This is a genomic window from Microcystis sp. M169S2, from assembly GCF_020245865.1.
GTDB lineage: Bacteria > Cyanobacteriota > Cyanobacteriia > Cyanobacteriales > Microcystaceae > Microcystis > Microcystis ichthyoblabe_A.
Genome location: NZ_JADBUB010000033.1, coordinates 1 through 22251, shown reverse-complemented (window position 1 = coordinate 22251; position 22251 = coordinate 1). Strand labels below are relative to the sequence as shown.

Here is a 22251-nt window from a genome sequence, read left to right as displayed (position 1 = left end):
AAATGACCGATATTAAAACCCTAATTAAACAGGTACACCAAGAGGCAAAAAAAGAGGATTTTCCCATCGATACCCTGATTTACCAAGAGGCAAAAAAAGACCCCTTTGAACCGGTTTTGTATGCTGGTAATCTTGCTAGTCAGTTATGCTTTTTTGGCCGGGATTTAGGACGAGATGAAGTGTATGCAGGACAACCTTTGATCGGGGCTGCTGGTAGAATGGTAAGAGAGGGATTTTTTCAAGCTTGGCAGGGGAGAAAATCCCATGATCGTCAAGAGTTATTATCGGTGTGCGATCGAATTTTCTTGACTAATACAGTTCCCTACAAACCGCCGGGTAATAAAGCTTATTCTGGGGAAGTGAAAGATCGTTTTCGTCCATTTATAGAAAAACTGCTCGTTTTTTATTGGCAAGGTGATCATATCATTCCCCTTGGTACGGAAGCTTTTAAATGGTTTGAACCCTACGGTAAACCGAAAGAAGTAGATAAATTCTATCTTGATAAAGAACGCTTTACCAAAAAACTGCTAGTTACCCTTACCGCTACCGATGAAGATGGATTAAAACAGCAAAAGAAAGTGACTTTATTGCCTCTCCCCCATCCTTCTCCTCTCAATCAAAGATACTATGCTCTTTTTCCTGATTTATTACAAAAAAGATTAACTGAATTTGCCTTTTAACTAATGAGAATTTACGGCAATCGTCCCATAAAAACCCTAGCAGGACAATTAACCCGTCCGACGACAGCAAGGGTCCGAGAAGCTTTATTTAATATCTGGCAACAGAAATTATCCGGCTGTCGTTGGTTAGATCTTTGTGCGGGTAATGGTTCCATGGGTGCGGAAGCTTTATGTCGAGGTGCGAGTCTAGTAATCGGAATTGAACAATCAGGACGCGCTGGCGAAATTATTAAGGAAAATTGGCGCAATTTAGCAACTTCTCACCAGCAATTTCAATTAATTCGGGGGGATGTACTGACAAAGTTAGCCACTTTAGCGGGGAAAAGTTTTGATCTAATTTATTTTGACCCTCCCTACGAAAGCGGGTTATATTTACCGGTACTAACTGCCATCTCTCAATATAATTTATTAGATTCTCTGGGGGAAATTGCCGTGGAACATAATCCCAAATCTTGGCCAGCAATTAATCTAGAAGGTTTAACCATTTGTCGTCAGAAACGCTACGGCAATACCACCTTAACTTTTTATCAAAAAGCAGTTATCTCCTGACCACTGACTTGAAAGAGGGTGTAGGGTGTGGGGTGTGGGGTGTGGGGAGAATAAATAAAAGCAATCTCCTGACTCCTGCCGGAAATAGTCAATTTTATTGGGCAGCCTAGAAAAATTATTATTTCTCAACAAAATCACATAATTTGTCACTTTTCTTGACAATTATCCTGAGCAACCCGAGAAACTTTCTGGCAACCGCAGTTAATCGCCCCCTATTTAAGCTATTTAAAGAAACATCAGAGCTTATTTCGATAAAATTCGCAGTAAATAGGCTATAGCCTCCTAAAACACTTAAAATCCTTCTCCTAGTCCTTTTTTTGACCTAAAACTACCCCGAAGTTTCCTGACACGGCAGCCGAACTCTCTCCCCTTAACCCTTGCTGCTCCCCAGAATATCACCTAGTTTTTGTATAAATTTATACCCGATAAAAATAGTCGGGTATATTTGACACCAAGATTTTGCCGGTGATAGGATGTTTGTACATCAGTTGACGGCAAGACAGGAAAATCATGACCCTAGCGACAAACATCGAAACCTCAAAATTCATCCCCACCTTTACCCGCTTGGTTTCTAAGGAAGGAGGGACCTCCTACCCCCTGAAAGCGCTGAATATCTGCGAAGAAACCTTTGCCCCCCTGGAAGTGGACTACGATTACGACCTCATCCGTCGCACCGTCACCAGAGAAAGCATTCAAGCAGGTCCCAATTCCATCTGGCGCTATCGTTCCTTTTTGCCGGTAGAAAGTGAAAATCCCATCGATGTGGGTACGGGTATGACTCCCCTAGTTAAATCCCACCGTTTAGCTCGGCGCTTGGGTCTAAAAAATCTCTACATTAAAAATGATGCCGTCAATATGCCCACTCTCAGCTTCAAAGATAGAGTGGTATCCGTCGCCCTTACCCGGGCCAAAGAATTAGGTTTTACCACCGTTTCCTGTGCTAGTACGGGAAATCTGGCCAATTCCACCGCCGCTATTGCCGCTCACGCCGGTTTAGACTGTTGTGTTTTCATTCCCTCCGATTTAGAAGCAGGTAAAATTCTCGGCACCCTAATCTATAATCCCACGGTCATGGCGGTTAAAGGCAACTACGATCAGGTTAACCGTCTCTGTTCCGAAGTGGGTAATACCTACGGTTGGGGTTTTGTCAATATCAATCTGCGTCCCTACTATTCCGAAGGTTCCAAAACTTTAGGCTTTGAAGTGGCTGAACAATTAGGCTGGAAACTCCCCGACCATATTGTCGCACCTTTAGCCAGTGGTTCCCTCTTTACCAAGATTTATAAAGGCTTCCAAGAATTCGTCAAAGTCGGTTTGGTGGCAGATAAAGCAGTGCGTTTTAGTGGCGCTCAAGCGGAGGGTTGTTCCCCCATTGCCCAAGCTTTCAAGGAAGGACGGGATTTTGTCGCCCCAGTTAAACCCAATACTATCGCCAAATCGATCGCTATTGGTAATCCCGCCGATGGTGTTTATGCCCTTGATATTGCGCGTAAAACCGGCGGCAATATTGAGTCCGTCACCGATGCCGAAATTATCGAAGGTATTAAACTTTTGGCAGAAACGGAAGGCATTTTCACGGAAACTGCGGGCGGTACAACCATCGCCGTCTTGAAAAAATTAGTGGAAGCGGGTAAAATCGACCCCGAAGAAACCACGGTCGTTTATATCACCGGTAATGGTCTAAAAACCCAAGAAGCGGTACAGGGTTATATCGGTGAACCCCTGTTAATCGAACCGAAATTAGAAAGCTTTGAACGGGCCCTGGAACGTTCCCGCACCCTCGAACGCCTCGAATGGCAACAGGTTCTCGTCTAGAATTGATGTTCAGGGATGATGGGGCAATTATCCTCTTGCCTCATCTCCACAAGCAATTTAAATTCGCGTGCAGCTTACCGTCCTTTCCACTTTTTCCTTGATATCTATGGCTGTAAAAGTTCTCATTCCTACTCCCCTGCAAAAATTTACAGAAAATAAGGCTACCATCGAGTGTAGTGCTAGTAGTGTCGGTGATTTAATCGAATCCTTAGAAGCAAGTTTCCCCGGTATTAAGGCCCGCTTATGCGATGAAGAGGGCGCACCCCGGCGCTTTTTAAATTTCTACGTCAACAGTGAAGATATTCGCTTCCTCGATGGGACAAAAACCCCCTTAAAAGATGGCGATGAAGTCAGTATCGTTCCTGCGGTGGCTGGAGGTTAACCTCCCCATAAGTTTGTTTTCCGTCAACTGTAATTAGACCCCTAGAAAGTGATGTTTTCTGGGGGCTTTTATTCAGGTAAGTTTTAGTTAGGGTTGCCAGAAAAACCTAATCTTTGTGTCCTTTGTGCCTTTGTGGTTGTTCATATTATTATAAGCTGAGACACATTTGGTCAATTGCCATAGAAGTTCTCATCTAAGATTTGCTCTGGCAAGAAAGGACAAATTTGAGGATAATCATTTTCTGGGGGAATCCGAACACCAAATTGAGCAAGTTTCCCTTCCTTAATTGCCACTTGACGAGCATCTGGATAAGCTTCCTCGATAGCAGTTTCTAGATAGGATTTCAGGGAAGGTGTATTGCGTAAGTTTTTCTCAATTCGCTGGCGATGCTCAATAATAGAACAATACCAGCTATCCTTCATTGATGGCGGTGCGTCGTGCTGTACTTTTAATTTGAGCAAATGAGCCAAAAGAATCATCAAATTACTTTCTAAAGTTCTTTTTTCCGATTTTCCCAACTCGGTTAACTCCTCAATTAAGTTATCAGTATCCAGCGCAGCAAATTCCCGCTTCTGTAGGTGGCTAATTGTTGTTGCGAGCCATACTTGAAAATCTTGTTCGTAGAGAGTTTTGGACATAGCGATAAGTTGTTCCTTCGAGTCAATAACTAGATTGGTAACTAAGCGGCTACAATTCTCAAGGCGTTACTAATTTCTAGCTTCCCTTGTAGTTTACCAAAAAATCACCTAAAATTGAAACTATCTGTATCCCTTGCTGACTGCATCTGGCTCCCTACACCATTTTCTACTATCGTTGAGCAAACCGGCGAAAGATAAGGAGTTAAAACTATGCCTTTAAGTTGGAATGAAATTAAAAATCGCGCCATCGCTTTTCAAAAAGAGTGGGAAGGAGAGACTTCAGAAAAAGCAGAATCTCAGTCTTTTTGGAATGATTTTTTTAATGTCTTTGGCATTTCACGGCGTAGGGTAGCCAGTTTTGAGCAACCGATAAAAAAAGCAGATAATAAGCAGGGTTTTATTGATTTACTCTGGAAAGGAACGATTTTAGTTGAGCATAAATCGAAGGGGAAAGATTTAGAAAAAGCCACACAACAGGCTAAGGATTATTTTCCCAATTTAAAGGAACATGAGTTACCGCGTTATATTTTAGTCTCGGATTTTCAACGGTTTAAATTATATGATTTAGATTCAGGCAATCAATGGGAATTTGAATTAAGTAATTTTGTTGATAACGTTCATTTATTTGATTTTATTGCTGGTTACGAAAAGCGAGTTTATAAAGACGAAGATCCCGTCAATATTCAAGCTGCCGAGTTAATGGGAAAACTTCATGATTGCCTCAAAGAAATTGGTTATATAGGGCATGATTTAGAAGTTTATCTAGTGCGTTTATTATTTTGTTTATTTGCCGATGATACGGGTATTTTTAATAAGGGTATTTTCTGGGAATATATTGATCTACATACCAAAGAAGATGGCAGTGATTTGGCGATGCACATCGCTTATATTTTTCAGGTTCTGAATACACCAGAAGAAAAAAGATTAAAAAATCTCGATGAGAATTTAACTCAATTTCCCTACATAAATGGCAAGTTATTCGAGGAGTCATTACCCTTAGCGGCTTTTGATAGCAAGATGCGAGTCATGTTATTAGAAGCTTGTGCTTTTGATTGGGGAAAAATTTCCCCTGCTATTTTTGGCTCTATGTTTCAAGCGGTAATGAATCCAAAAGAGCGACGCAATTTAGGGGCGCATTATACCTCCGAGAAAAATATTCAAAAGGTGATTAAACCGTTATTTTTAGATGATTTATCCAGAGAATTTGAGAAGGTTAAAGGCAATCGCAATAAGTTACTAGAATTTCAGAAAAAGATTGCTAATTTATATTTTCTTGATCCTTCCTGTGGTTGCGGCAACTTTTTAATTATTACCTATCGGGAGTTACGAGATTTAGAGATTTTGGTATTACAGGAGTTAGATAAATTAGATAAAACGGGGCAGTTAGTAACAGATATTAGTACCATTATTCAGGTAGATGTCAATCAGTTTGCTGGTATTGAATACGATGAGTTTGCGGTGAGGGTGGCAGAGGTGGCAATGTGGTTAATTGATCATCAGATGAATATTAAAGTTAGTAATACTTTTGGTCAATATTTTGTGCGTTTACCATTAAAGAAAGCAGCAAAGATTGTTAATGGAAATGCCTTGCGGATTGATTGGGAGGAAGTTATCTCAAAAGAGAAGCTCAATTTTATTTTAGGTAATCCTCCTTTTGTGGGGAAACAGTTACAAAATGCCGACCAAAAGGCTGACATGAATCATGTTTTAGGGGACATTAAAGGAGCAGGTGTTTTAGATTATGTGACGGCATGGTATATTAAAGCGTCTGAATTTATTCAAAATAGTTTAATTCGTTGCGCTTTAGTTAGTACAAATTCTATTTCTCAGGGTGAACAAGTTGGTGTTCTTTGGCAAGAGCTTTATCAAAAATATAAAATAAAAATTTATTTTGCCCATCGAACTTTTAGCTGGAGTAATGAAGCAAAAGGAAACGCCGCAGTTCATTGTGTTATTATTGGTTTTGGGCTAGAAGATATTGACAATAAACGTATTTTTGATTATGCTGATATTAAAGGTGAACCAACAGAAAGAAAGGTTAAAAATATTAATCCTTACCTAGTTGAGGGTAGTGACTTGGTAATTTTAAGTAGAAGAAAAACCATTTCATCTGTTCCAGAAATAAACTTTGGAAGTATGCCAAACGATGGTGGTCATCTTATTCTTTCACAATCTGAAAAAGAAGAATTAGTTAAGAATGAACCTGATTCTGATAAATGGATAAGACGCTATACAGGGGCGCAAGAATTTATTAATGGTTATTCTCGTTATTGTCTTTGGCTTGTTAACATTCAACCTCAAGAATTAAAGAAGTCAAAAGAAATTTATAGAAGAGTTGAAGAAGTTAGAAAAGTGCGAAGTGAAAGCAATCGAAAAACCACTCAAGAATTATCTAAGTTTCCAACTCTTTTTGGAGAAAATAGACAACCTGATACTAATTATTTACTTATTCCGGGTGTTTCATCAGAGAATAGAAAATATATTCCAACTGGATTTTTATCTCCTGATATAATTACAAGTAATTCATGTTTAATTATTCCTTATGCAACTCTTTATCATTTTGGTATCTTAACTTCAGAAATGCACATGGCATGGGTTAAATATGTTTGCGGAAGATTAAAAAGCGATTATCGTTATTCAAACACCATCGTTTATAATAACTACCCCTTTCCAGAAAATATCACCGACAAACAAAAACAAACCGTTGAAACTTGCGCTCAAGCTGTGCTAGATACTAGGGTAAAATATCCCGATAGTAGCCTTGCGGATTTATACGATCCTTTAACCATGCCTCCCGACTTGCTCAAAGCTCACCAAAAACTTGACAAAGCTGTTGATTTGTGTTATCGTCCCCAACCCTTTACCAGTGAATTAAACCGTATTGAATACCTCTTTGAACTCTACGAAAAATTAACCGCTCCCCTACTCCCTACCAGCAAACAAAAACCCGCAAAAAGAAAAAATCCTCAATAACGAAGGCAAAAGGCAAAAGGCAAAAGGCAAAAGGCAAAAGGAGATTATTTTTATTTATTCTCCCCATTTCCCCACACCCCACACCCCACACCCCACACCCCACACCCCACACCCCATCACCCCACACCCATCCCTAAGCGCCGCAATTCCGGAGATTATATAAAAAAACACCCAGAACAATCGAGGTGATGGACAATACTAAAGGTTGTGTAGGTCATCAGAAAAGCCCTTTCAGGGTAAAATACTATGAAACTAGCGTCACGAGTCAATCAAGTCACCCCCTCCCTTACCCTAGCTATCGACTCTCTGGCCAAGGAAATGAAGAAAAACGGCGAAGATGTCTGTAGTTTTAGCGCCGGGGAGCCAGATTTCGACACACCCACTCACATCAAAGCTGCCGCGAAAAAGGCCCTCGATGAGGGAAAAACTCGCTACGGACCGGCTGCCGGAGAACCGGGGTTAAGAAAAGCGATCGCTGAGAAATTACTGCGGGATAATCAACTAGCATACAATGCCGATAATATCATCGTTACCAATGGCGGTAAACAGTCTCTCTATAATCTAATCATGGCGTTAATTGAAGCGGGGGACGAAGTAATTATTCCCGCACCCTACTGGTTGAGTTATCCTGAAATGGTGACGTTAGCGGGAGGAACATCGGTTATAGTGAACACTAGCCTAGAGAATCAGTATAAAATCACCCCTGAACAGCTAGAAGCGGCAATTACACCGAAAACTAAATTATTTGTTCTCAATTCCCCCTCTAATCCCACCGGTATTGTCTATACTCCCGAAGAAATCGCAGCTTTAGCAAAAATTGTGGTTGAAAAGGATATTTTAGTGGTTTCTGACGAAATCTACGAGAAAATCCTCTACGATGGCGCAATTCACCGCAGTATCGCTTCTTTTGGTCCGGAAATCTTTCAGCGCAGTATTATTAGTAATGGTTTTGCTAAAGCTTTCTCGATGACGGGGTGGCGCGTTGGTTACATAGCAGGACCGGTGGAAATTGTCAAGGCTATGACTAAGATCCAAGGTCATAGTACCTCCAATGTCTGCACTTTTGCCCAATACGGTGCGATCGCTGCTTTGGAGAGTCCCCAAGATTGTATCGAGGAAATGGTCAAAGCTTTTAGCCAGCGCCGACAGTATATTTTAGAACGAGTGCGAGCAATCCCCGGACTCAATTGTCCTACTCCCAACGGTGCTTTTTATGTGTTTATCGATATTAGTCAAACTGGTTTAAAATCCCGGGATTTTTGTCAGAAACTCCTCGAAACCCAAAAAGTGGCTGCTATCCCCGGTATTGCTTTCGGTGCTGATGATTGTATTCGTCTTTCCTATGCTACAGACCTAAAGACGATTGAAAAAGGATTCGATCGCATTGATAAGTTTATCGGCACTTTGTAGGATGATTACTTTGTCTGTTAGGGTGAATTTTGTTCGCCCTTTTTTTCGGTTTTCACAGCCAATTAGCTCTAATACTAAATCCGTTGGCTCTCCCGGGTTTGGTGGGTAAAATGTATTCTAAGATACGGTATTGCGGACGAGTGCGTGGAACGAACCACAGAGACACAAAGGACACAGAGATCGATCACTACTATATAAGTTAAACTTATCATACAAAGAATAAGACTGAAGTGCGAAATATGGGGTTAAATGAAACAGCCCTACCCCTGAACGGTTACAAATTTTTGTTAACATATTATCTACCGAAGAACCATAAATGTTATGATCGCTGGCAATTCCTGATCTGAATCTTTGCTACATGAGACCAATACAACCCAGCCAAACAGAACCTGTTATTGTCGCTCAGTCCTCCCCTGATCCTTCCCGATCAAATCCACCGCCAGGTAACGGCAGTTCCTCTTTAGTGCCGATAGGAGTAACTGTTGTGGTTACTTTGATGCTGGTTGCTTTGTGGTCGCAAAAAGACAAAATTATTGGAGGTTTAAAGGCATGGACTGAACCAAAGCCAGACTCAGACACGATTCCATCCCAAGAATTTGCTGTCGATATAGAAGTCTCAAATATTCGTACTCAGGATTATTTACGAGCCAATGTACAAGCGACAATTTATGTCTTTATTGCCGACACCAAAGAAGACAACCAAAAGGCTCAAAAATTTTTGGTAGAAGAAGACAGTATTTCAACCGTAGCCGTAGAGAAAGCTGTTAAAAAACGCGCCGAAACCGCCCTACGAGGAAGTGCCAGTAAACATACATTAGACTATCTCCATACAAATCGCACAGAGGTGGGAAAAGAGGCTACAACTATACTTGGTAACTGCCTAAATCCTCTAGGATTAACTGTTAGAGACCTAGTTATTGGTGAAATTGAAGAAAGTGCCAACTATACTGCTGACAACTATTTCGATGCCAAGGCAGTTGAAGCTCGAACAAAAGTTATTCAACCGGCAATTCTGGCAACTCGCACGGAAGAGTTAAAGACGGAAGAAGCAATACGAAAACATGAATTAGATACGGAAGAAACAATACGAAAACAGGAATTAGAGAAAGGCAGAGATATAAGGCTAAAGGAATTAGAGATAGGGATTGAACTAGAAAATCAAGAGCTTACACATCAAGAAACATCTTTGAAAAATTTAGAAACACTGGAAAAAGTCGAAAAGAGGAAGACTGATCATGAGCTAATTATAGAAAAATACCAAAATGATAAAGAAAAAGAACTACAGGAGGCGCTCGAACTCTCTGAATTAGCTTTAAAGAAAAAGCTCGAAATTGCTGAGTTAAACGACAAAAAAGAGCTAGAATCCCTCAAACACAAAACAGAGATTGAAATTCAACTTAACAAACTCCTACAAGACACAGACTTAATTGAGAAAAATAAAACGTTTCGCTTAAAACAAGCAACAGTCAATCAAGAAATAGAAACGGGAGAAATTGCCGCAACCATCTCGATTATTAGTAAAGAAAAAGAACGGCTGGAAACAGAAATAGAACGCGCCGAAGCAGAAGAAGCTGTTACTACAGCAATTGAAAAAGCCCAAGCAGAACGCCAGAAGCTGCAAGCGGAAATAGCCGCAGAGTCAGTGGAGAACGAAGCAAAAACTATCGAACGTTTGGCACAAGCAGAAGGCAAGCGTTACCATCTCATACAGGCTACAGATGCCGATCGCACGGCTCAAATGATTCGGGAGTTAGCACCTCAACTAATAGAAAATTTACCCCAGGTTGTTGAAATTGCTAAAGCATTAGCTCCCCAAGCGGGGATTTTGGGAGACTCCAATATCTATAATTTTCCCAATGGAAATGGAGAAGAGATTAACAAGTTGATGCTTTCCACCAGTGGTATGTTACTGATTCAATCTTTACTAAATGGTAAGTTAGGAGATTTATTAGGTAAATCGCTCCGCTCTTTGAATAACGATAGCAACAGCGGATAGGATAATTCTGACGTATAAGTAACAGCGAGATTGAGTCATCTAAGCCCATTAATCCCTGCCAATAAAAATAATTTTTCAACAGTAAAAAACTGAGTTTTGGATTTAAGTTCATGAACAAAGCAAAACAAAAACCTCCCCTAACATTTCCTCCCATTCCCAAGACTATTAATTTCATCCTTACTTTTTTATTAGGACTTGGTATGAGTCTGGGCTTTGCTAAGTTAATCAGTTTTACAAGTTCTGCGAGTAACAATGCCGCCAAAATTAGCGATTTGCAAGGTTACTTACAATGGTTCAATGGCATAAATACTATCTATCTAAGTCTGGTATTGGCTGGGGGATTAGGCGGGTTACTTTGCTCGATATTGCTTGACGGCGAGTTAGAATTGCCGTCTTGGAGTAAGAAAAATCCCAATAATCTCAACCCCGGCTTTTTGGGAGAAATTTTTGTTGGCATAGGTGGGTCACTTATCGCCTATCAGTTCTTACCCCAGGAACTTAGAAAACCTGGCGATCCAGGCTTGGAAATCACGATTTTTGTCACTGGATTGGTGGGCGGCTACGGTGGTAAAGCCATCCTAGATGCGGCATTAAAGAAGGTAATTAACCGTATAGACACGGCTAATGAAGCCAAAGAGATAGCAGAATCTCAGGCAAAAGAACTCGAAGAAAAAACATACATACGCAATCTAGTCAACCAGCAGATTCAAGAAGGGCTAAATCAGTCCGAATTATCAGAAATGCAAGAGAAACTTGAATATGCTACTGATGATGTTAAAGAACGTGCTTTTAATCTTGCCCATGATGCCCGTAGCTTGGGAAGGAGAACTCTAACGTTTAAAGATCGGGTCAATAGAACAATTCCGATTTTTGAGGCTCTGGTAGCCAGTGATAACAATAATCCTTCGTATAATGCAGAGTTAGGTTATGCTTATATCAGTTCACAGCCTGCTGATTTAGACAAAGCTATCTCCTATCTTGATCGCGCCATCGAACTACGAGTACCGGGGTCATCAACGGAGGGAGATAGCTGGAAGTATGAAATGAATCGGGCAATCGCCAGAATTGGCCTTGGCAATTCTCAATCAAGGGATGATATCCTAAAAGATTTGTTTGCTGTTGAGCAGAGGAAAGGACTAGCGCAAGCTATTGACGAGTATGAAAGGGATGGAGTAGATGGGGGAAATAATTCCATAAAAAACTGGCTGATCCAAAATCAAGATTGGGTAAGTCAACAGACTAACGGGAAAGCCTTACTTGATAAAATTCAACTTTCTGCGGCGGCGAAACCTGTCACCTCAACCTTATCAGTAACCCAGAATCGGGAAGATTTGGTCGCTGCTCCCCCCAATACAAAGATTAAAGCAACCATTAAAACCTATCTGAAAAAGCAACCCATTGATTCATCACAACTCGGTGAAAACGAGAAAAAAGAAGTTCCCGTGGGTACAGAGTATAAAATCCTCAAGCATTCACAAGAATCTGATGGACATTACCTCGTTGAATTAGACTACGGCCAGGGAATTTGGTATGTTTGGTCAGATCACTGGTACTTACCCTGGGAACACAAAATACTATCATCTGTTCCCCAGTCCAGTAAAAATGGTTCAGCGCGGGAAGCCATTGACCAATTATCAAGAATGTCTGCCATCTCCTCAACAAATAGAGGAACCCTCAAAGCCGCAGCCACCCGCTCGATTCAAAGATCAGCTACAGCTACAAAGGTAGAACCCGAAAATTGGGTCATTGCGCCCCCCAATACCATCATCAAGGCAACTACTAAAACCTATCTGAAAAAGCAGCCTATTGATTCATCACAACTCAGTTACAACCAGAAAAAAGAAGTTCCTGTGGGCAGAGAGTACAAAGTCCTCAAGTATTCAGAAGAAATTGACGGACATTGCCTAGTGGAGTTAGACTACGGTGCTGGCATTTGGTATCTTTGGTCGGATCATTGGCATTTACCTTGGCAAAAATCTAGCAAAGACAATAGCCTATCATCTGTATCCGCGTCAGAAGCAACTGACAAAGCTCAGCCCGGGACCGGTCAAATTCCTCAGCGTGCAATTGAACTGATCAAGGAGTTTGAGGGTTGCGAAAAGAAACTTCCTGATGGTCGGGTGCAAGCCTACCCTGACCCCAACCCGAAAACAGGTTGGAAGCTTCCCACCATCGGCTACGGTTCGACTAGATGTCCTGATGGTAGCCCTGTTAGAAAAGGGCAGATCATCACTAGGGATGAAGCCGAGGAATACCTTATGTACGATCTTGACAAAATACGTCGCCCTGCTTTAGAGAAAATTCCCACCTGGAAGGACATGAATGAGAACCAGCGTGCTGCCCTCTACAGCTTTAGCTTCAACCTGGGAAGTGGCTTCTATCGCGGCAGAAACTTCGAGTCGATTACCAAGGTTTGCGACTCTCCTCAACGCTGGAATGATCAGGAGTGGGTTAAGGAGCAGTTCGTGAAGTACCGAAACCCCGGTACTAATGTCGAATCCGGTTTACGCCGCCGCCGAGAAGCCGAGGCTAAATTATTCTGCACCCCTCCATCTACACCACAACCGGAAACAGTCAAGGCAGCAACCTCGACTACCACTGCTCAATCATTTGGGAGCCTTGACTTGGGTAATGATTTGGCCAGCCGAATCATTAAATATATGAAAACAAAAGGCTATCAAGTCTTCACGAATCCGAGAGAATATAACATTGTCTATGTAGAAGGCATGAATCCTAATGGAACCCTCAATGATGATCGTCCCAATGAGTTCAATGATCTGCGTATGGTAATTGAGTTTAAAAATGGGAAACCAGAAATTGTTGGGAGTTGGGAAGCTACCACAGAGCCTGGTGATAAATATACTTACAGTCCTCAAAATCCAAACGGGGCCGCTCGCATCAAGTTCGGACAGTACCAAGCATGGATCAAAGCTTGGCACCCCATGCCCAAAAGTTCAAAAAGTCATGAAGCACTGTTTCAGACCCAACCTATCGAGGTGTACCGAGACTCCAACAAGGATTTTCGACGGGATGGGGACAGGATTCAGAAGGGTATATTTGGCATTAATCAGCACTGGGGCTATGATTTGCCGAAAAATGCCATTAGTGGAGCAAGTGCCGGTTGTCTCGTGGGACGAACAAAACAAGGACACAAAGAATTTATGGCAATCATCAAGCAGGATAAACGCTACCTATCAGACCCTAATTATGTATTCTATACAACGGTTATCCCCGGTGATGATTTAGAGGACGTTTGAAAAGGGTCAAGCTTAACGGAAAAATTTTCAGTACAAAACTACGAGGATGCTTAAATGACACTCACAACCATCGGCAGGGTACCGATTACTGGGAGATAGACAGCGTGAGAAAGTTGTTTAATAGCAGCGGTGCGAGAAACAGGAAAATTAATCTTTTTATTTCTAAGAGACTTAAATGTCTTCCTTCCTTCAATTCCCGCATAAAAATCGGCAAAAGTCAAGCGACTATGGGTAAAATTTTTGTTAGCTGGACGAATAGGTAACTGGTTCATAATGTTGATTGAATGATCGAGCGTCTTATCTCTTTTCTCAGATATTATTGTACTAGATGCCCAAGGGGACAGACGGACAGACAGGGGGAGAATCTGATTAACTTTCCCCAGGGGCTTTTGTTAAGTTACATTAAGCCCTACAATATAATTCTGGTGAGTTAGACGAAATTCGCTCGATCGCTCGGTCTTATCTGCTCCTAGCTGAGACAGAGAAAAAATAGCGCATCGACAAACAGAAAAATTGAGCTACTCAAGCCTTCGTCAATACTGCCCTGTCATCCATCTTGAGTTATAACCTAGTGTCCCAAACCCTACCTAAACCCTCCCTAAAAAGAGAATTTTTGCCATTTACCCTACAGGATATCCGTCTAGCTATCCCGGCCCGTTGCTTCCAATCAAGCGTTTTTCGCTCTTTAGCTTACTTTTTTTTTGATATTGGCATTATTACCCTACTTTACTGGATAACTTACCAGATTAATCAAGCATGGTTCTTCCCCCTTTTTTGGTTTATGCAGGGAACCATGTTTTGGGCCTTATTTGTCGTCGGTCACGATTGCGGTCACGGTTCCTTTTCCCGTTATCGTTGGTTAAATAACTTAATCGGTCATCTCAGTCATACTCCTATTCTCGTACCTTTCCACGGTTGGCGCATCAGTCATCGCACCCATCACGCTAATACCGGCAATATCGACACCGATGAAAGTTGGTATCCCGTCACGGAAACCCAGTATAACAATATGGCCTGGTACGAAAAATTAGCTCGTTTTCAGCTAATTTTATTTGTTTATCCCCTTTATCTTTTCCGTCGTTCCCCCAATAAACAGGGGTCCCATTTTATGCCAGAAAGCCCCCTCTTTCGCCCCTCGGAACGGTGGCAGGTACTGACTAGCACCGTTTGCTGTACCTTTATGTTAGGTCTATTAATCGGGGTGGGTATTAGCCAAGGCTTTTGGTTTCTGTTTAACTACTACATCATGCCCTATATCGTCTTTGTGGTTTGGTTAGACCTGGTGACATTCCTACACCACACCGAAGATGATATTCCCTGGTATCGCGGTCAAGATTGGTACTTTCTCAAAGGGGCGCTTTCTACTATCGATCGCGATTATGGCATCTTTAATCCCATCCATCACCAAATTGGTACTCACGTCGCCCATCATATTTTTATCACTATTCCCCACTATCATCTCCAAGAAGCAACCGAGGCTATCCGTCCCGTCTTAGGAGACTATTATCGCGTCTCGAAAGAACCGATTTTCAAATCTCTCTGGCGGTCCTACCGCAATTGTCATTTTGTCAGTGACCAAGGCAGTAAGATTTTTTACCGCAAAAACTGATCCTGTCTTAGCTATGAGGGGGAAACGGCAGCAAAATCTGCCTCCTCCTCTCACACCGAGAATAGTTGCCAAAACTGGGGATAAAGTCTTTGTCTTTATTTGATTTATTGGCAAGGAATTAAGCTGATGCAGTGAAATTGAACGACTTACAAAGGGAATGACATTGGCAGAATTGGCCAAGAATCAAACAAATATCCAAGCGTTTCTCTAGGATTTGATCATTTTGCTTTTCAACAGCTACTGGCAAGAGGATATTAAGCGCCTAGAATCTAAAAATTTACGATCAAGCAGGTCTAAAGAGTGAATTTTTATGATACTGTCCATTGTACTAACTCAATTATAACTTTGCTATAAAATATTAATTACTCAGACAGCAAAAAAAGTAGCAGATTATGACACAGGCAATCCTTACTCAAATCTTGAATCAGCTTGAGACTCTTGATCTAAAAGAACTTCAGCTGCTTAATCAGACGATTCAACAGTATCTTATGGATAAAGAAGAAGCTGAGAAACAAGCGGTATTTCACCAATCTCTTCTTGATGCTGGATTAGTCAAGCAGATTAAGCGTCCTTCATCTCAACCGATAACTGAGCGACGATTGATTAAAATCGAGGGAAAACCTATTTCAGAAACGATTATTGAGGAACGCCGTTAAATGGCACTTTATTTCTTAGATAGTAGTGCCTTGGTCAAGCGTTATATCAGCGAAACCGGTTCGGCGTGGGTATTGGGATTATTGGCTGCTGCTTTAAATAATGAAATATTTATTGCCGCAATCGCCAAGGTAGAAATTGTGGCTGCTATTACGCGAAGATCCCGCACTGGAAGTATTAGCGTTACGGATGCAGCGGCAATAGTTCATCAGTTGAGAAAGGACTCGCTTAAAGATTATCAAGTCATTGAAATTACCGAAAGTATAATTAATTCAGGAATGGTATTAGCGGAAACTTATGGTTTAAGAGGTTATGACGCAATCCAGTTAGCAGTAGGTTGTGCTGTTAATACACTTTGCCTAGCTAGTGGTTTACCTTCTATCACTTTTGTCTCGGCAGATAATGAATTGAATGTTGCTGTTATCAGTGAGGAATTGCTGATGGAAAATCCTAATAATTATCCATCTTAAGTAAGCGATAAGCTGTGAACTCTGAAATTTTTAGAGTTTAAAAAGGTGGAAAAAAATAATCCCCTTCAAGGGAGTAAATGAAGGGGCATTTATGGTATTTTTAGAAGCAATTTAGCCTACTTTTCTGGTTTCTTTTTCAGTAGATTGGGAGGGTTTTAGTTTGCGCTTCAGGGTTGCACCTGCGCCGAGTGTACTGACTACCAGGAGACTTAAAGTTCAAGTTTTCCAGAAAGAAAATTAAACTAATTAAACATTCATATTAGGGTTTTATGTTAAATCTAATGTGTATCGCATCGCCTCTTCCAATTGCTGTAAATAACTAGAAGAAAGTGTCCCCAACTGTCTCTGAAGTCGTTGTCTATCAATAACAACAATTTGATAACATAAGGCTACTGATTCCTGATTTAAGCCTCCTTGTCCTGCGGGAATAACCATTGTTCTGGGGATTTGTGTGCGACGTAAATTACTGGTTAATGGAATTACAACAACAGTGCTAGTGAAGCGATCAATATTGTTATATTCGACAATAATAACAGGTCGAATACCGGCTTGTTCTGAACCACGACTCGGATTCAAATCAGCTAGATAAATATCGCCTCGCATTTATTTCTTATCCTCTTGTTTAAGGTGAGATAAATAATCGGGTAAAATACTTTCTGAAAAGCTAATATCCTCTTGAGCAAATTAATTTTGTAACGATTGTGCTTCTGCATCTGAAATATTATCCCATTTCTGAAAACGTGAATTTCTTTGTAAGGATTGAGCGAATTCAAGGACTTGTTGCTGTTTTTCTAGCGGTAAAGTCTTAATACTTTGCAAAATCTGGTCTCGAAGATTATTAATATGGGTGATAGACATTTCAACTTTTACTATATTTACACTAGGCTGACTATTTTACCACAAAAAACGCTCTTGTTGTCAATTAGTTAGCAACAATTAAATAATAGACAATAAACAATACACAAAAAACACCCCCTCAACTGACTAAATGAAGGGGCATTTATGGTATTTTTAGAAGCAATTTAGCCTACTTTTGTGGTTTCTTTTTCGGTGGATTGGGAGGGTTTTAGTTTGCGCTTCAGGGTTGAAGCTGCGCCGAGTGTTCCGAGTGCGAGGAGACTTAGGGTTGAGGTGGGTTCAGGAATAGGTGTAACCAAGTATCCAAATGTAGGATTTGTACTACCACATTTATTTTCTCGTGATACTGTGACGCAAAAATTTCCTTCAGAAACTTGAAAAATATCACCAGTTTCAGGAGTATCAGTTGGCACTAATTTTGAGAATGGTACAAGCAGTTTATAGGCAAGTCCAAAGAAAAACGTCTCACCAACTATCGGTGGTGTTGGATTGCCCGATAGATCATGTATAAACGTAACAGTATTCCCTGTAACTGATAGATTAGCAGTTGTATTATTTCTCGGATCTCCAAGTTGTACATCTCCCGTTACGTTTCCAGGAACAGGACAGTCGCCATTAGAAGAAAAATCGCAGAGAAATCCCGATAGTTCTGGAAGTATTTGTATTTTAGAAGAATCATACTGGAGTTGAAATCCTATTTGCTCAACTCCACTATCTAAAGGCGGATCAAAGAAGAAGCAACCAGACCTACTGAACCCAGTTTCCCGTTTACATCTTGGATAATCTGTAATACTCCATAATCCTCTGTCCGATCCCGGCGTAAGAGCAAAAGCAGAGTTTTTTTTCCAAAAACCTGTTCCAGTTAAAATAATTAACATAGTTAAAACAATTCTGGTAACACGCATAATTTGCTCCGAAGTTTTATTTGTATGATCGCCCCCCTCGCAGCTAGATCAAGCAACAGCCCAACCCAACACCAAAGGGAGATAGCAGAAGCATACACACTCCCCCCCACAACTGTATCAAAAGCTACAGTTTAATAAATCTTTATATTCCTTTCTTAATCCCGATAAAGAAACCGCAGAACCAAGTCGGTTGTGAACAGCCCACCGCTTTTACCATTTTTGGTTAGTATCTGGATGTGGTATTATTTGAGGTGTGTTCGGATTATCTGATACGATCAAGGTCTATGACAACTTACTATGAAATCCTCAGCCAAATAGAGAATCTTCCCCTTACGGATAAGTTGCGACTTTTAGAGTATTTAAAAACTATCATCAAGCCGACCCTAGCGCCAAAAGATGACGATGAGATCATTCCAGCCGAAGAACTTGCTGAAAGCCAAGCAGCATGGCAAGATTATTTATCCGGTCGAGATACTGGAATCACTTCAACAGAATTAAAATACAAATTATTTGGAGATAAACTTGGCTGATTATATTCTACTTAGACAAGCAGAGCGCTACTTAGAAAGGATGCCTAAAAATGATCAAATTCGTCTTCTTGAAGCTTTGGATACTTTGATTTCGGATTCTACAAAATTAGATATTAAACCCCTTTACGGAAGAGATGAACTAAGATTGCGAGTAGGTAAGTATCGAGTGTTGTTTTTTGAAGATAGAGACAACAATCTATAGATCATTACAACTATTAAACCTCGCGGCGATGTCTATAAATAATACCAGAACTCTTTTCTAGACTGCTGTTTCTCCTTTCGCCATAAGACAGTGATTCACAGAGGAAGGAGTTTCCGGTGTTTTTCCCTGTTTTTCCCCTTTTCAGGCGACCTATCGCCTTCCGTGAGGGATTGTGACGCGGTATGTCGGATTTGCTGCCTAATTATTGGGAATTAATGAAATCTTGAGGATGAACGATGGTAATATTGGGAATAGGGATAAAGTCATCAGGATTAAAGGTTAATAAATGGGTAATGTTAGAAGCTTTCATAACAGCAAGAAGCCTAATATCATGAGTGCGTTTTCCTTTAATGTTGTAGATGGTGACTAATTGAAACCAAAGGGGAAAAATATCCGGCGTTTCTGCAATTAATGTAAAGTTATCTAATAAATCATTGACATAATTTGTAGCTTGTGCTGGAGTCCAACCTAAACCATTAACATCAAGGGGTCGGGTTGCAACTACCCAAAATTCAATTAAAACTTGAGGAATAATAACACATTCATTAGCTGTTTCAACGATTTGAGTAATTACATTATTAGCAAGAGAATAAGTTGCTGAAGACGTATCAGCCGCCCGAAGCAAAATGTTAGTATCCAGTAAATATTGAGTCATTAGTCTTCATACATAGTGTCACGGTGTAAAGCTTCATCAGGTAAATTCGCACTTGTTTTAGGAAGTTTAGCGATTACTTTCTGCCATTTTTGAGCTTTTTCCTGGGGAGTGAGACTATAATCTGGGGAAGTGAGGGAAATTCTTGAGGTGAGAGATTCGGTGAAGGATAACACTTCTTGTTGTTTTTCTAAGGGAAGTTTTCTTAGGTTTTTAATGATAACTTGTTCAATGTTCATTTGACTTAGACTAATAGGCAACCAGATCAATCATATCTCATGCCGCAATTTCCCTATATTTAATAAATCTTTACATTCCTCACCCTCATGGCTTACGCTGGTATCTGCACTACTTCCTTGTCAGCATCAGGATTTTCAGTGATTTGGGGATTTTGAGGATGGGTGATGGGTGAAGATGGAAACGCTCTCGACATTGACCTTGTAGATTATCATTGAGGGAAAAAACATGATGACCCTGAAAAATCCCGTACATCCGGGCAGAATTGTCAAAAGTTCGATTGAAGAGCTTGAATTGACCGTTACGGCTGCGGCAAAAATGCTGAACCTGTCACGCTCTAGACTATCTAACCTAATCAATGGCAAGGCGGGGATTTCCCCGGAAATGGCTGTGCGTTTGTCAAAGACAATCGGTAGCACCCCTGCTTTCTGGCTGCGCCTCCAGATGAATTATGATCTTGCTGAGGTTAAAAAACAGGAAGATAGAATTTTGTGAATCCGATTGGGTTACAACACCAAACAACATTGGGTTAGTGCGATCTCGAAGAGAGCCGCCTTCGACGGTGCGCTGCTTCTGTAGCTGATAAACTAGGGATACCAGCTTTGATCAAGGCATCAGCATGACCACTAACGCAGCAAAAACTCAATGGCAGTATTTAGAGAAACGTCCTCATTCCTGGCGACAACAGCTTTATTTTCAAGGTAGGAGGCTGAAAGCTTTTGATGTCTGGTCAGATATGATTGTCAACCAGATGACTCCTCAAGAAGCAGCTCTTAATTGGGAGTTACCTTTGGCTGCTATCTACGAAGCAATTGACTACTGCGAGGCTAATCAGCAGCTACTCAAGCAAGAAGCGGAAGAAGAACGCCACCGTCTGGAAGCAAAGGGGATTAGTGTTGAGCCTAAGATTATTGCTTGATGAGGACTCGCAATCCCAACTTCTGGTTAAGTTACTTACGGCTGCTGGTCATGACGTACTGACGATCAATAAAATTGGTTTGACTGGCTGCACAGATGATGTCGTACTTGACTATGCCATACAGGAAAATCGGATTCTGCTAACTCATAACTGCGATGACTTTGAAGAGTTGCACCAAGCCAATCCAAGCCATTCGGGGGTCTTAGCGGTTTACCGTAACGCTAACCGCTTTAAAAATATGGACTCCAAGGCAATTGTCAATGCGATCGCCAATCTGGAAACGGCTAACGTCCCTCTTGCTAATCAGTTCATTTCCCTGAACCAGTGGAACTATTAATTCTGCTTTGTCGTGATCGCGTCACAAATCTTAAGTTATATATCTCTCACACTGGCGATCGCTTCCTTTCCCCTGTTTTACTGCTTCTCAGGCGAACTATTCTCATTCCGTGAGATATTGTGGCGCAGTGTGTCGGATTCGCCTTTGCCTTCTCCCTTGACTGATCCTCAACTCGATCGCCAACTAAATTAAACAGGATTACCTCGTACCAACCAGATGATAGACTGGGGATAATAGAAATAATTGAATATGGCTACATTACCGGAGGAAACCTTAGCGAGCATTTTTGATCTACTGCGTCAACTAGCGGATCAGATAGAGTAGGCATCGGCAACGGAATGGCAACTTTTTACAGAATATGGGGAAAATGAACGGACATTATCAGAATTAGAAGAATTATCTAATGCCAGAGAGAGGGTAACTAATTCCTACTCCCGAATTAATAATATCCTGCTGAGAATTTTACAAGAGCAGCCGACTCTCTCAAATACGATGCTAGAGATGTTAGAAAGAGCGATTTTGCAAGGAACAGCCAGTGTGGATGCTGTTAGTGCTAGTGTTGATGAAGTAAAGAGGCAATGGAACTTATGATGACTTACCGCACCTCCTATCCCGATGAAGCAACGAGAAAACAATGTCTTGAAAACTTACGGGAAACTAACCGCCAGATTGAGCTTTATAATCTTTTTTTAGACGATATACTCGCCCAACTGGAAACAGAATCCCGTCAAAAGAGACGAGAAAGGCTATTGCAAAGAGGGCAAACTATTAAATAGAGGGATGCACAGAAGAAGGAGTTTCAGGTAGTTTCTCTTGTTTTACTCCTTCTCAGGCTGTATATCCTCATTCCGTGAGATATTGTGACGCAGTATGTCTGATTCGCCTTTGCCTTCTCCCTTGACTGCGCTTCAACTCGATCGCAAACTAAATTAAACACAATTAATATCAACTGACGGGACTCAACTGCCCCAATTCGACGCTCACCGCATCAAAGCGATTGTCCCTGGGACGATAGGAGAGAATTTCCAATCCCTACTTAGGGTCTGCTGAATAAATCTAAAAACCTTGTTGGGTAAGACTTTTAGACTTTTTGTCAATCAAAAAGTACCAGGCATGGGAGTGATCAGGGGGAAAATTGAGGTACTTTTTCCCTGAAAATTAGGTAGTTGACCACCTGA

At 41.1% G+C, this 22251-nt stretch carries 23 protein-coding genes and 2 pseudogenes; 17 read left to right on the top strand and 8 right to left on the bottom strand.

All coding sequences use genetic code 11. The features are described 5' to 3' along the window. Positions 1–2: 2 nt before the first annotated feature. From IM485_RS03245 to IM485_RS03230, 4 genes are all read left to right on the top strand, one after another. A complete protein-coding gene (locus IM485_RS03245; protein ID WP_002750869.1) occupies positions 3–680 on the top strand; it encodes a uracil-DNA glycosylase family protein in 678 nt (225 codons plus the stop codon). 3 nt (positions 681–683) lie between these two features. Beyond that, positions 684–1229 carry a 16S rRNA (guanine(966)-N(2))-methyltransferase RsmD gene (gene rsmD / locus IM485_RS03240; RefSeq protein WP_287741233.1) on the top strand — a complete coding sequence of 182 codons (546 nt, stop codon included), beginning with the start codon at positions 684–686 and terminating at the stop codon, positions 1227–1229. A 510-nt stretch (positions 1230–1739) separates the two neighbouring features. Continuing rightward, positions 1740–3044: a threonine synthase gene (gene thrC / locus IM485_RS03235; RefSeq protein ID WP_002783420.1), complete on the top strand. Its 1305-nt coding sequence runs from the start codon at positions 1740–1742 to the stop codon at positions 3042–3044. 106 nt (positions 3045–3150) lie between these two features. Further along, positions 3151–3426, top strand: coding sequence for a MoaD/ThiS family protein (locus IM485_RS03230; RefSeq protein WP_002735127.1), 276 nt, complete (start codon positions 3151–3153; stop codon positions 3424–3426). 170 nt (positions 3427–3596) lie between these two features. On the opposite strand, the gene IM485_RS03225 is transcribed toward IM485_RS03230, so the two are convergent. Continuing rightward, positions 3597–4064, bottom strand: a complete 468-nt coding sequence (locus IM485_RS03225; RefSeq protein WP_002750864.1) for a DUF29 domain-containing protein — start codon at positions 4062–4064, stop codon at positions 3597–3599. A 210-nt stretch (positions 4065–4274) separates the two neighbouring features. On the opposite strand from IM485_RS03225, the gene IM485_RS03220 reads away from it, so the two are divergent. The 4 genes from IM485_RS03220 (at position 4275) to IM485_RS03205 (ending at position 13700) form a co-directional block, all read left to right on the top strand. After that, positions 4275–7037 carry a DNA methyltransferase gene (locus IM485_RS03220; RefSeq protein WP_287741229.1) on the top strand — a complete coding sequence of 921 codons (2763 nt, stop codon included), beginning with the start codon at positions 4275–4277 and terminating at the stop codon, positions 7035–7037. A gap of 246 nt (positions 7038–7283) precedes the next feature. Further along, the gene (locus IM485_RS03215) at positions 7284–8447 is read left to right on the top strand and encodes a pyridoxal phosphate-dependent aminotransferase (protein ID WP_104396498.1); all 1164 of its coding nucleotides are present in this window, start codon (positions 7284–7286) and stop codon (positions 8445–8447) included. Positions 8448–8805: 358 nt separating this feature from the next. Continuing rightward, the gene (locus tag IM485_RS03210) at positions 8806–10443 is read left to right on the top strand and encodes an SPFH domain-containing protein (RefSeq protein ID WP_104396499.1); all 1638 of its coding nucleotides are present in this window, start codon (positions 8806–8808) and stop codon (positions 10441–10443) included. 110 nt (positions 10444–10553) lie between these two features. After that, positions 10554–13700, top strand: coding sequence for a glycoside hydrolase family protein (locus IM485_RS03205; protein WP_287741224.1), 3147 nt, complete (start codon positions 10554–10556; stop codon positions 13698–13700). 50 nt (positions 13701–13750) lie between these two features. On the opposite strand, the gene IM485_RS03200 is transcribed toward IM485_RS03205, so the two are convergent. Then, positions 13751–13972, bottom strand: a complete 222-nt coding sequence (locus IM485_RS03200) for a hypothetical protein (protein ID WP_287741221.1) — start codon at positions 13970–13972, stop codon at positions 13751–13753. Positions 13973–14271: 299 nt separating this feature from the next. Between IM485_RS03200 and IM485_RS03195 the strand changes: the two genes are divergently transcribed. The 3 genes from IM485_RS03195 (at position 14272) to IM485_RS03185 (ending at position 16433) form a co-directional block, all read left to right on the top strand. Beyond that, positions 14272–15309, top strand: a complete 1038-nt coding sequence (locus tag IM485_RS03195; RefSeq protein ID WP_104396501.1) for a fatty acid desaturase — start codon at positions 14272–14274, stop codon at positions 15307–15309. A gap of 392 nt (positions 15310–15701) precedes the next feature. Beyond that, complete coding sequence (locus IM485_RS03190) at positions 15702–15965, top strand: hypothetical protein (RefSeq protein ID WP_104396502.1); 264 nt, start codon at positions 15702–15704, stop codon at positions 15963–15965. After that, a complete protein-coding gene (locus tag IM485_RS03185) occupies positions 15966–16433 on the top strand; it encodes a type II toxin-antitoxin system VapC family toxin (RefSeq protein WP_104396503.1) in 468 nt (155 codons plus the stop codon). A gap of 111 nt (positions 16434–16544) precedes the next feature. Here IM485_RS03185 and IM485_RS03180 read toward each other — a convergent pair. The 4 genes and pseudogenes from IM485_RS03180 to IM485_RS03165 all read right to left on the bottom strand — a co-directional run. Further along, positions 16545–16649: pseudogene (locus tag IM485_RS03180) on the bottom strand (PEP-CTERM sorting domain-containing protein); the annotation flags it as partial. A 51-nt stretch (positions 16650–16700) separates the two neighbouring features. Further along, entirely contained in the window at positions 16701–17036 is a 336-nt protein-coding gene (locus IM485_RS03175) for a type II toxin-antitoxin system PemK/MazF family toxin (protein ID WP_104396504.1), read from the bottom strand. Next, positions 17037–17291: pseudogene (locus IM485_RS03170) on the bottom strand (hypothetical protein). Between the two features lie 164 nt (positions 17292–17455). Continuing rightward, the gene (locus IM485_RS03165; protein WP_238141970.1) at positions 17456–18196 is read right to left on the bottom strand and encodes a PEP-CTERM sorting domain-containing protein; all 741 of its coding nucleotides are present in this window, start codon (positions 18194–18196) and stop codon (positions 17456–17458) included. A 284-nt stretch (positions 18197–18480) separates the two neighbouring features. Here IM485_RS03165 and IM485_RS03160 point away from each other — a divergent pair, with 284 nt between their 5' ends. Together IM485_RS03160 and IM485_RS03155 are read left to right on the top strand one after the other, a co-directional pair. Next, positions 18481–18726 (top strand): hypothetical protein, encoded by a 246-nt coding sequence (locus IM485_RS03160; protein ID WP_104396505.1) that lies wholly within the window; start codon positions 18481–18483, stop codon positions 18724–18726. Further along, positions 18719–18928 (top strand): type II toxin-antitoxin system RelE family toxin, encoded by a 210-nt coding sequence (locus IM485_RS03155; RefSeq protein WP_002798168.1) that lies wholly within the window; start codon positions 18719–18721, stop codon positions 18926–18928. Before IM485_RS03160 ends, IM485_RS03155 begins: the two co-directional genes overlap by 8 nt. Before the next feature lie 202 nt (positions 18929–19130). Here IM485_RS03155 and IM485_RS03150 read toward each other — a convergent pair whose 3' ends face one another. After that, on the bottom strand, positions 19131–19583 hold the full coding sequence (locus IM485_RS03150) for a type II toxin-antitoxin system VapC family toxin (protein ID WP_002750618.1): 453 nt from the start codon (positions 19581–19583) through the stop codon (positions 19131–19133). Continuing rightward, positions 19583–19819, bottom strand: a complete 237-nt coding sequence (locus tag IM485_RS03145; RefSeq protein ID WP_287741215.1) for a hypothetical protein — start codon at positions 19817–19819, stop codon at positions 19583–19585. Before IM485_RS03145 ends, IM485_RS03150 begins: the two co-directional genes overlap by 1 nt. A 229-nt stretch (positions 19820–20048) precedes the next feature. On the opposite strand from IM485_RS03145, the gene IM485_RS03140 reads away from it, so the two are divergent. The 4 genes from IM485_RS03140 to IM485_RS03125 all read left to right on the top strand — a co-directional run bounded on the left by IM485_RS03140 (position 20049) and on the right by IM485_RS03125 (position 21849). Next, positions 20049–20312 (top strand): HigA family addiction module antitoxin, encoded by a 264-nt coding sequence (locus tag IM485_RS03140; protein ID WP_104396506.1) that lies wholly within the window; start codon positions 20049–20051, stop codon positions 20310–20312. Positions 20313–20436: 124 nt separating this feature from the next. Beyond that, on the top strand, positions 20437–20736 hold the full coding sequence (locus IM485_RS03135) for a hypothetical protein (protein ID WP_079208870.1): 300 nt from the start codon (positions 20437–20439) through the stop codon (positions 20734–20736). After that, positions 20711–21073 (top strand): DUF5615 family PIN-like protein, encoded by a 363-nt coding sequence (locus tag IM485_RS03130; RefSeq protein ID WP_104396507.1) that lies wholly within the window; start codon positions 20711–20713, stop codon positions 21071–21073. Before IM485_RS03135 ends, IM485_RS03130 begins: the two co-directional genes overlap by 26 nt. A gap of 590 nt (positions 21074–21663) precedes the next feature. Then, a complete protein-coding gene (locus IM485_RS03125) occupies positions 21664–21849 on the top strand; it encodes a hypothetical protein (protein WP_238141971.1) in 186 nt (61 codons plus the stop codon). The last annotated feature ends 402 nt before the right edge of the window (positions 21850–22251 follow it).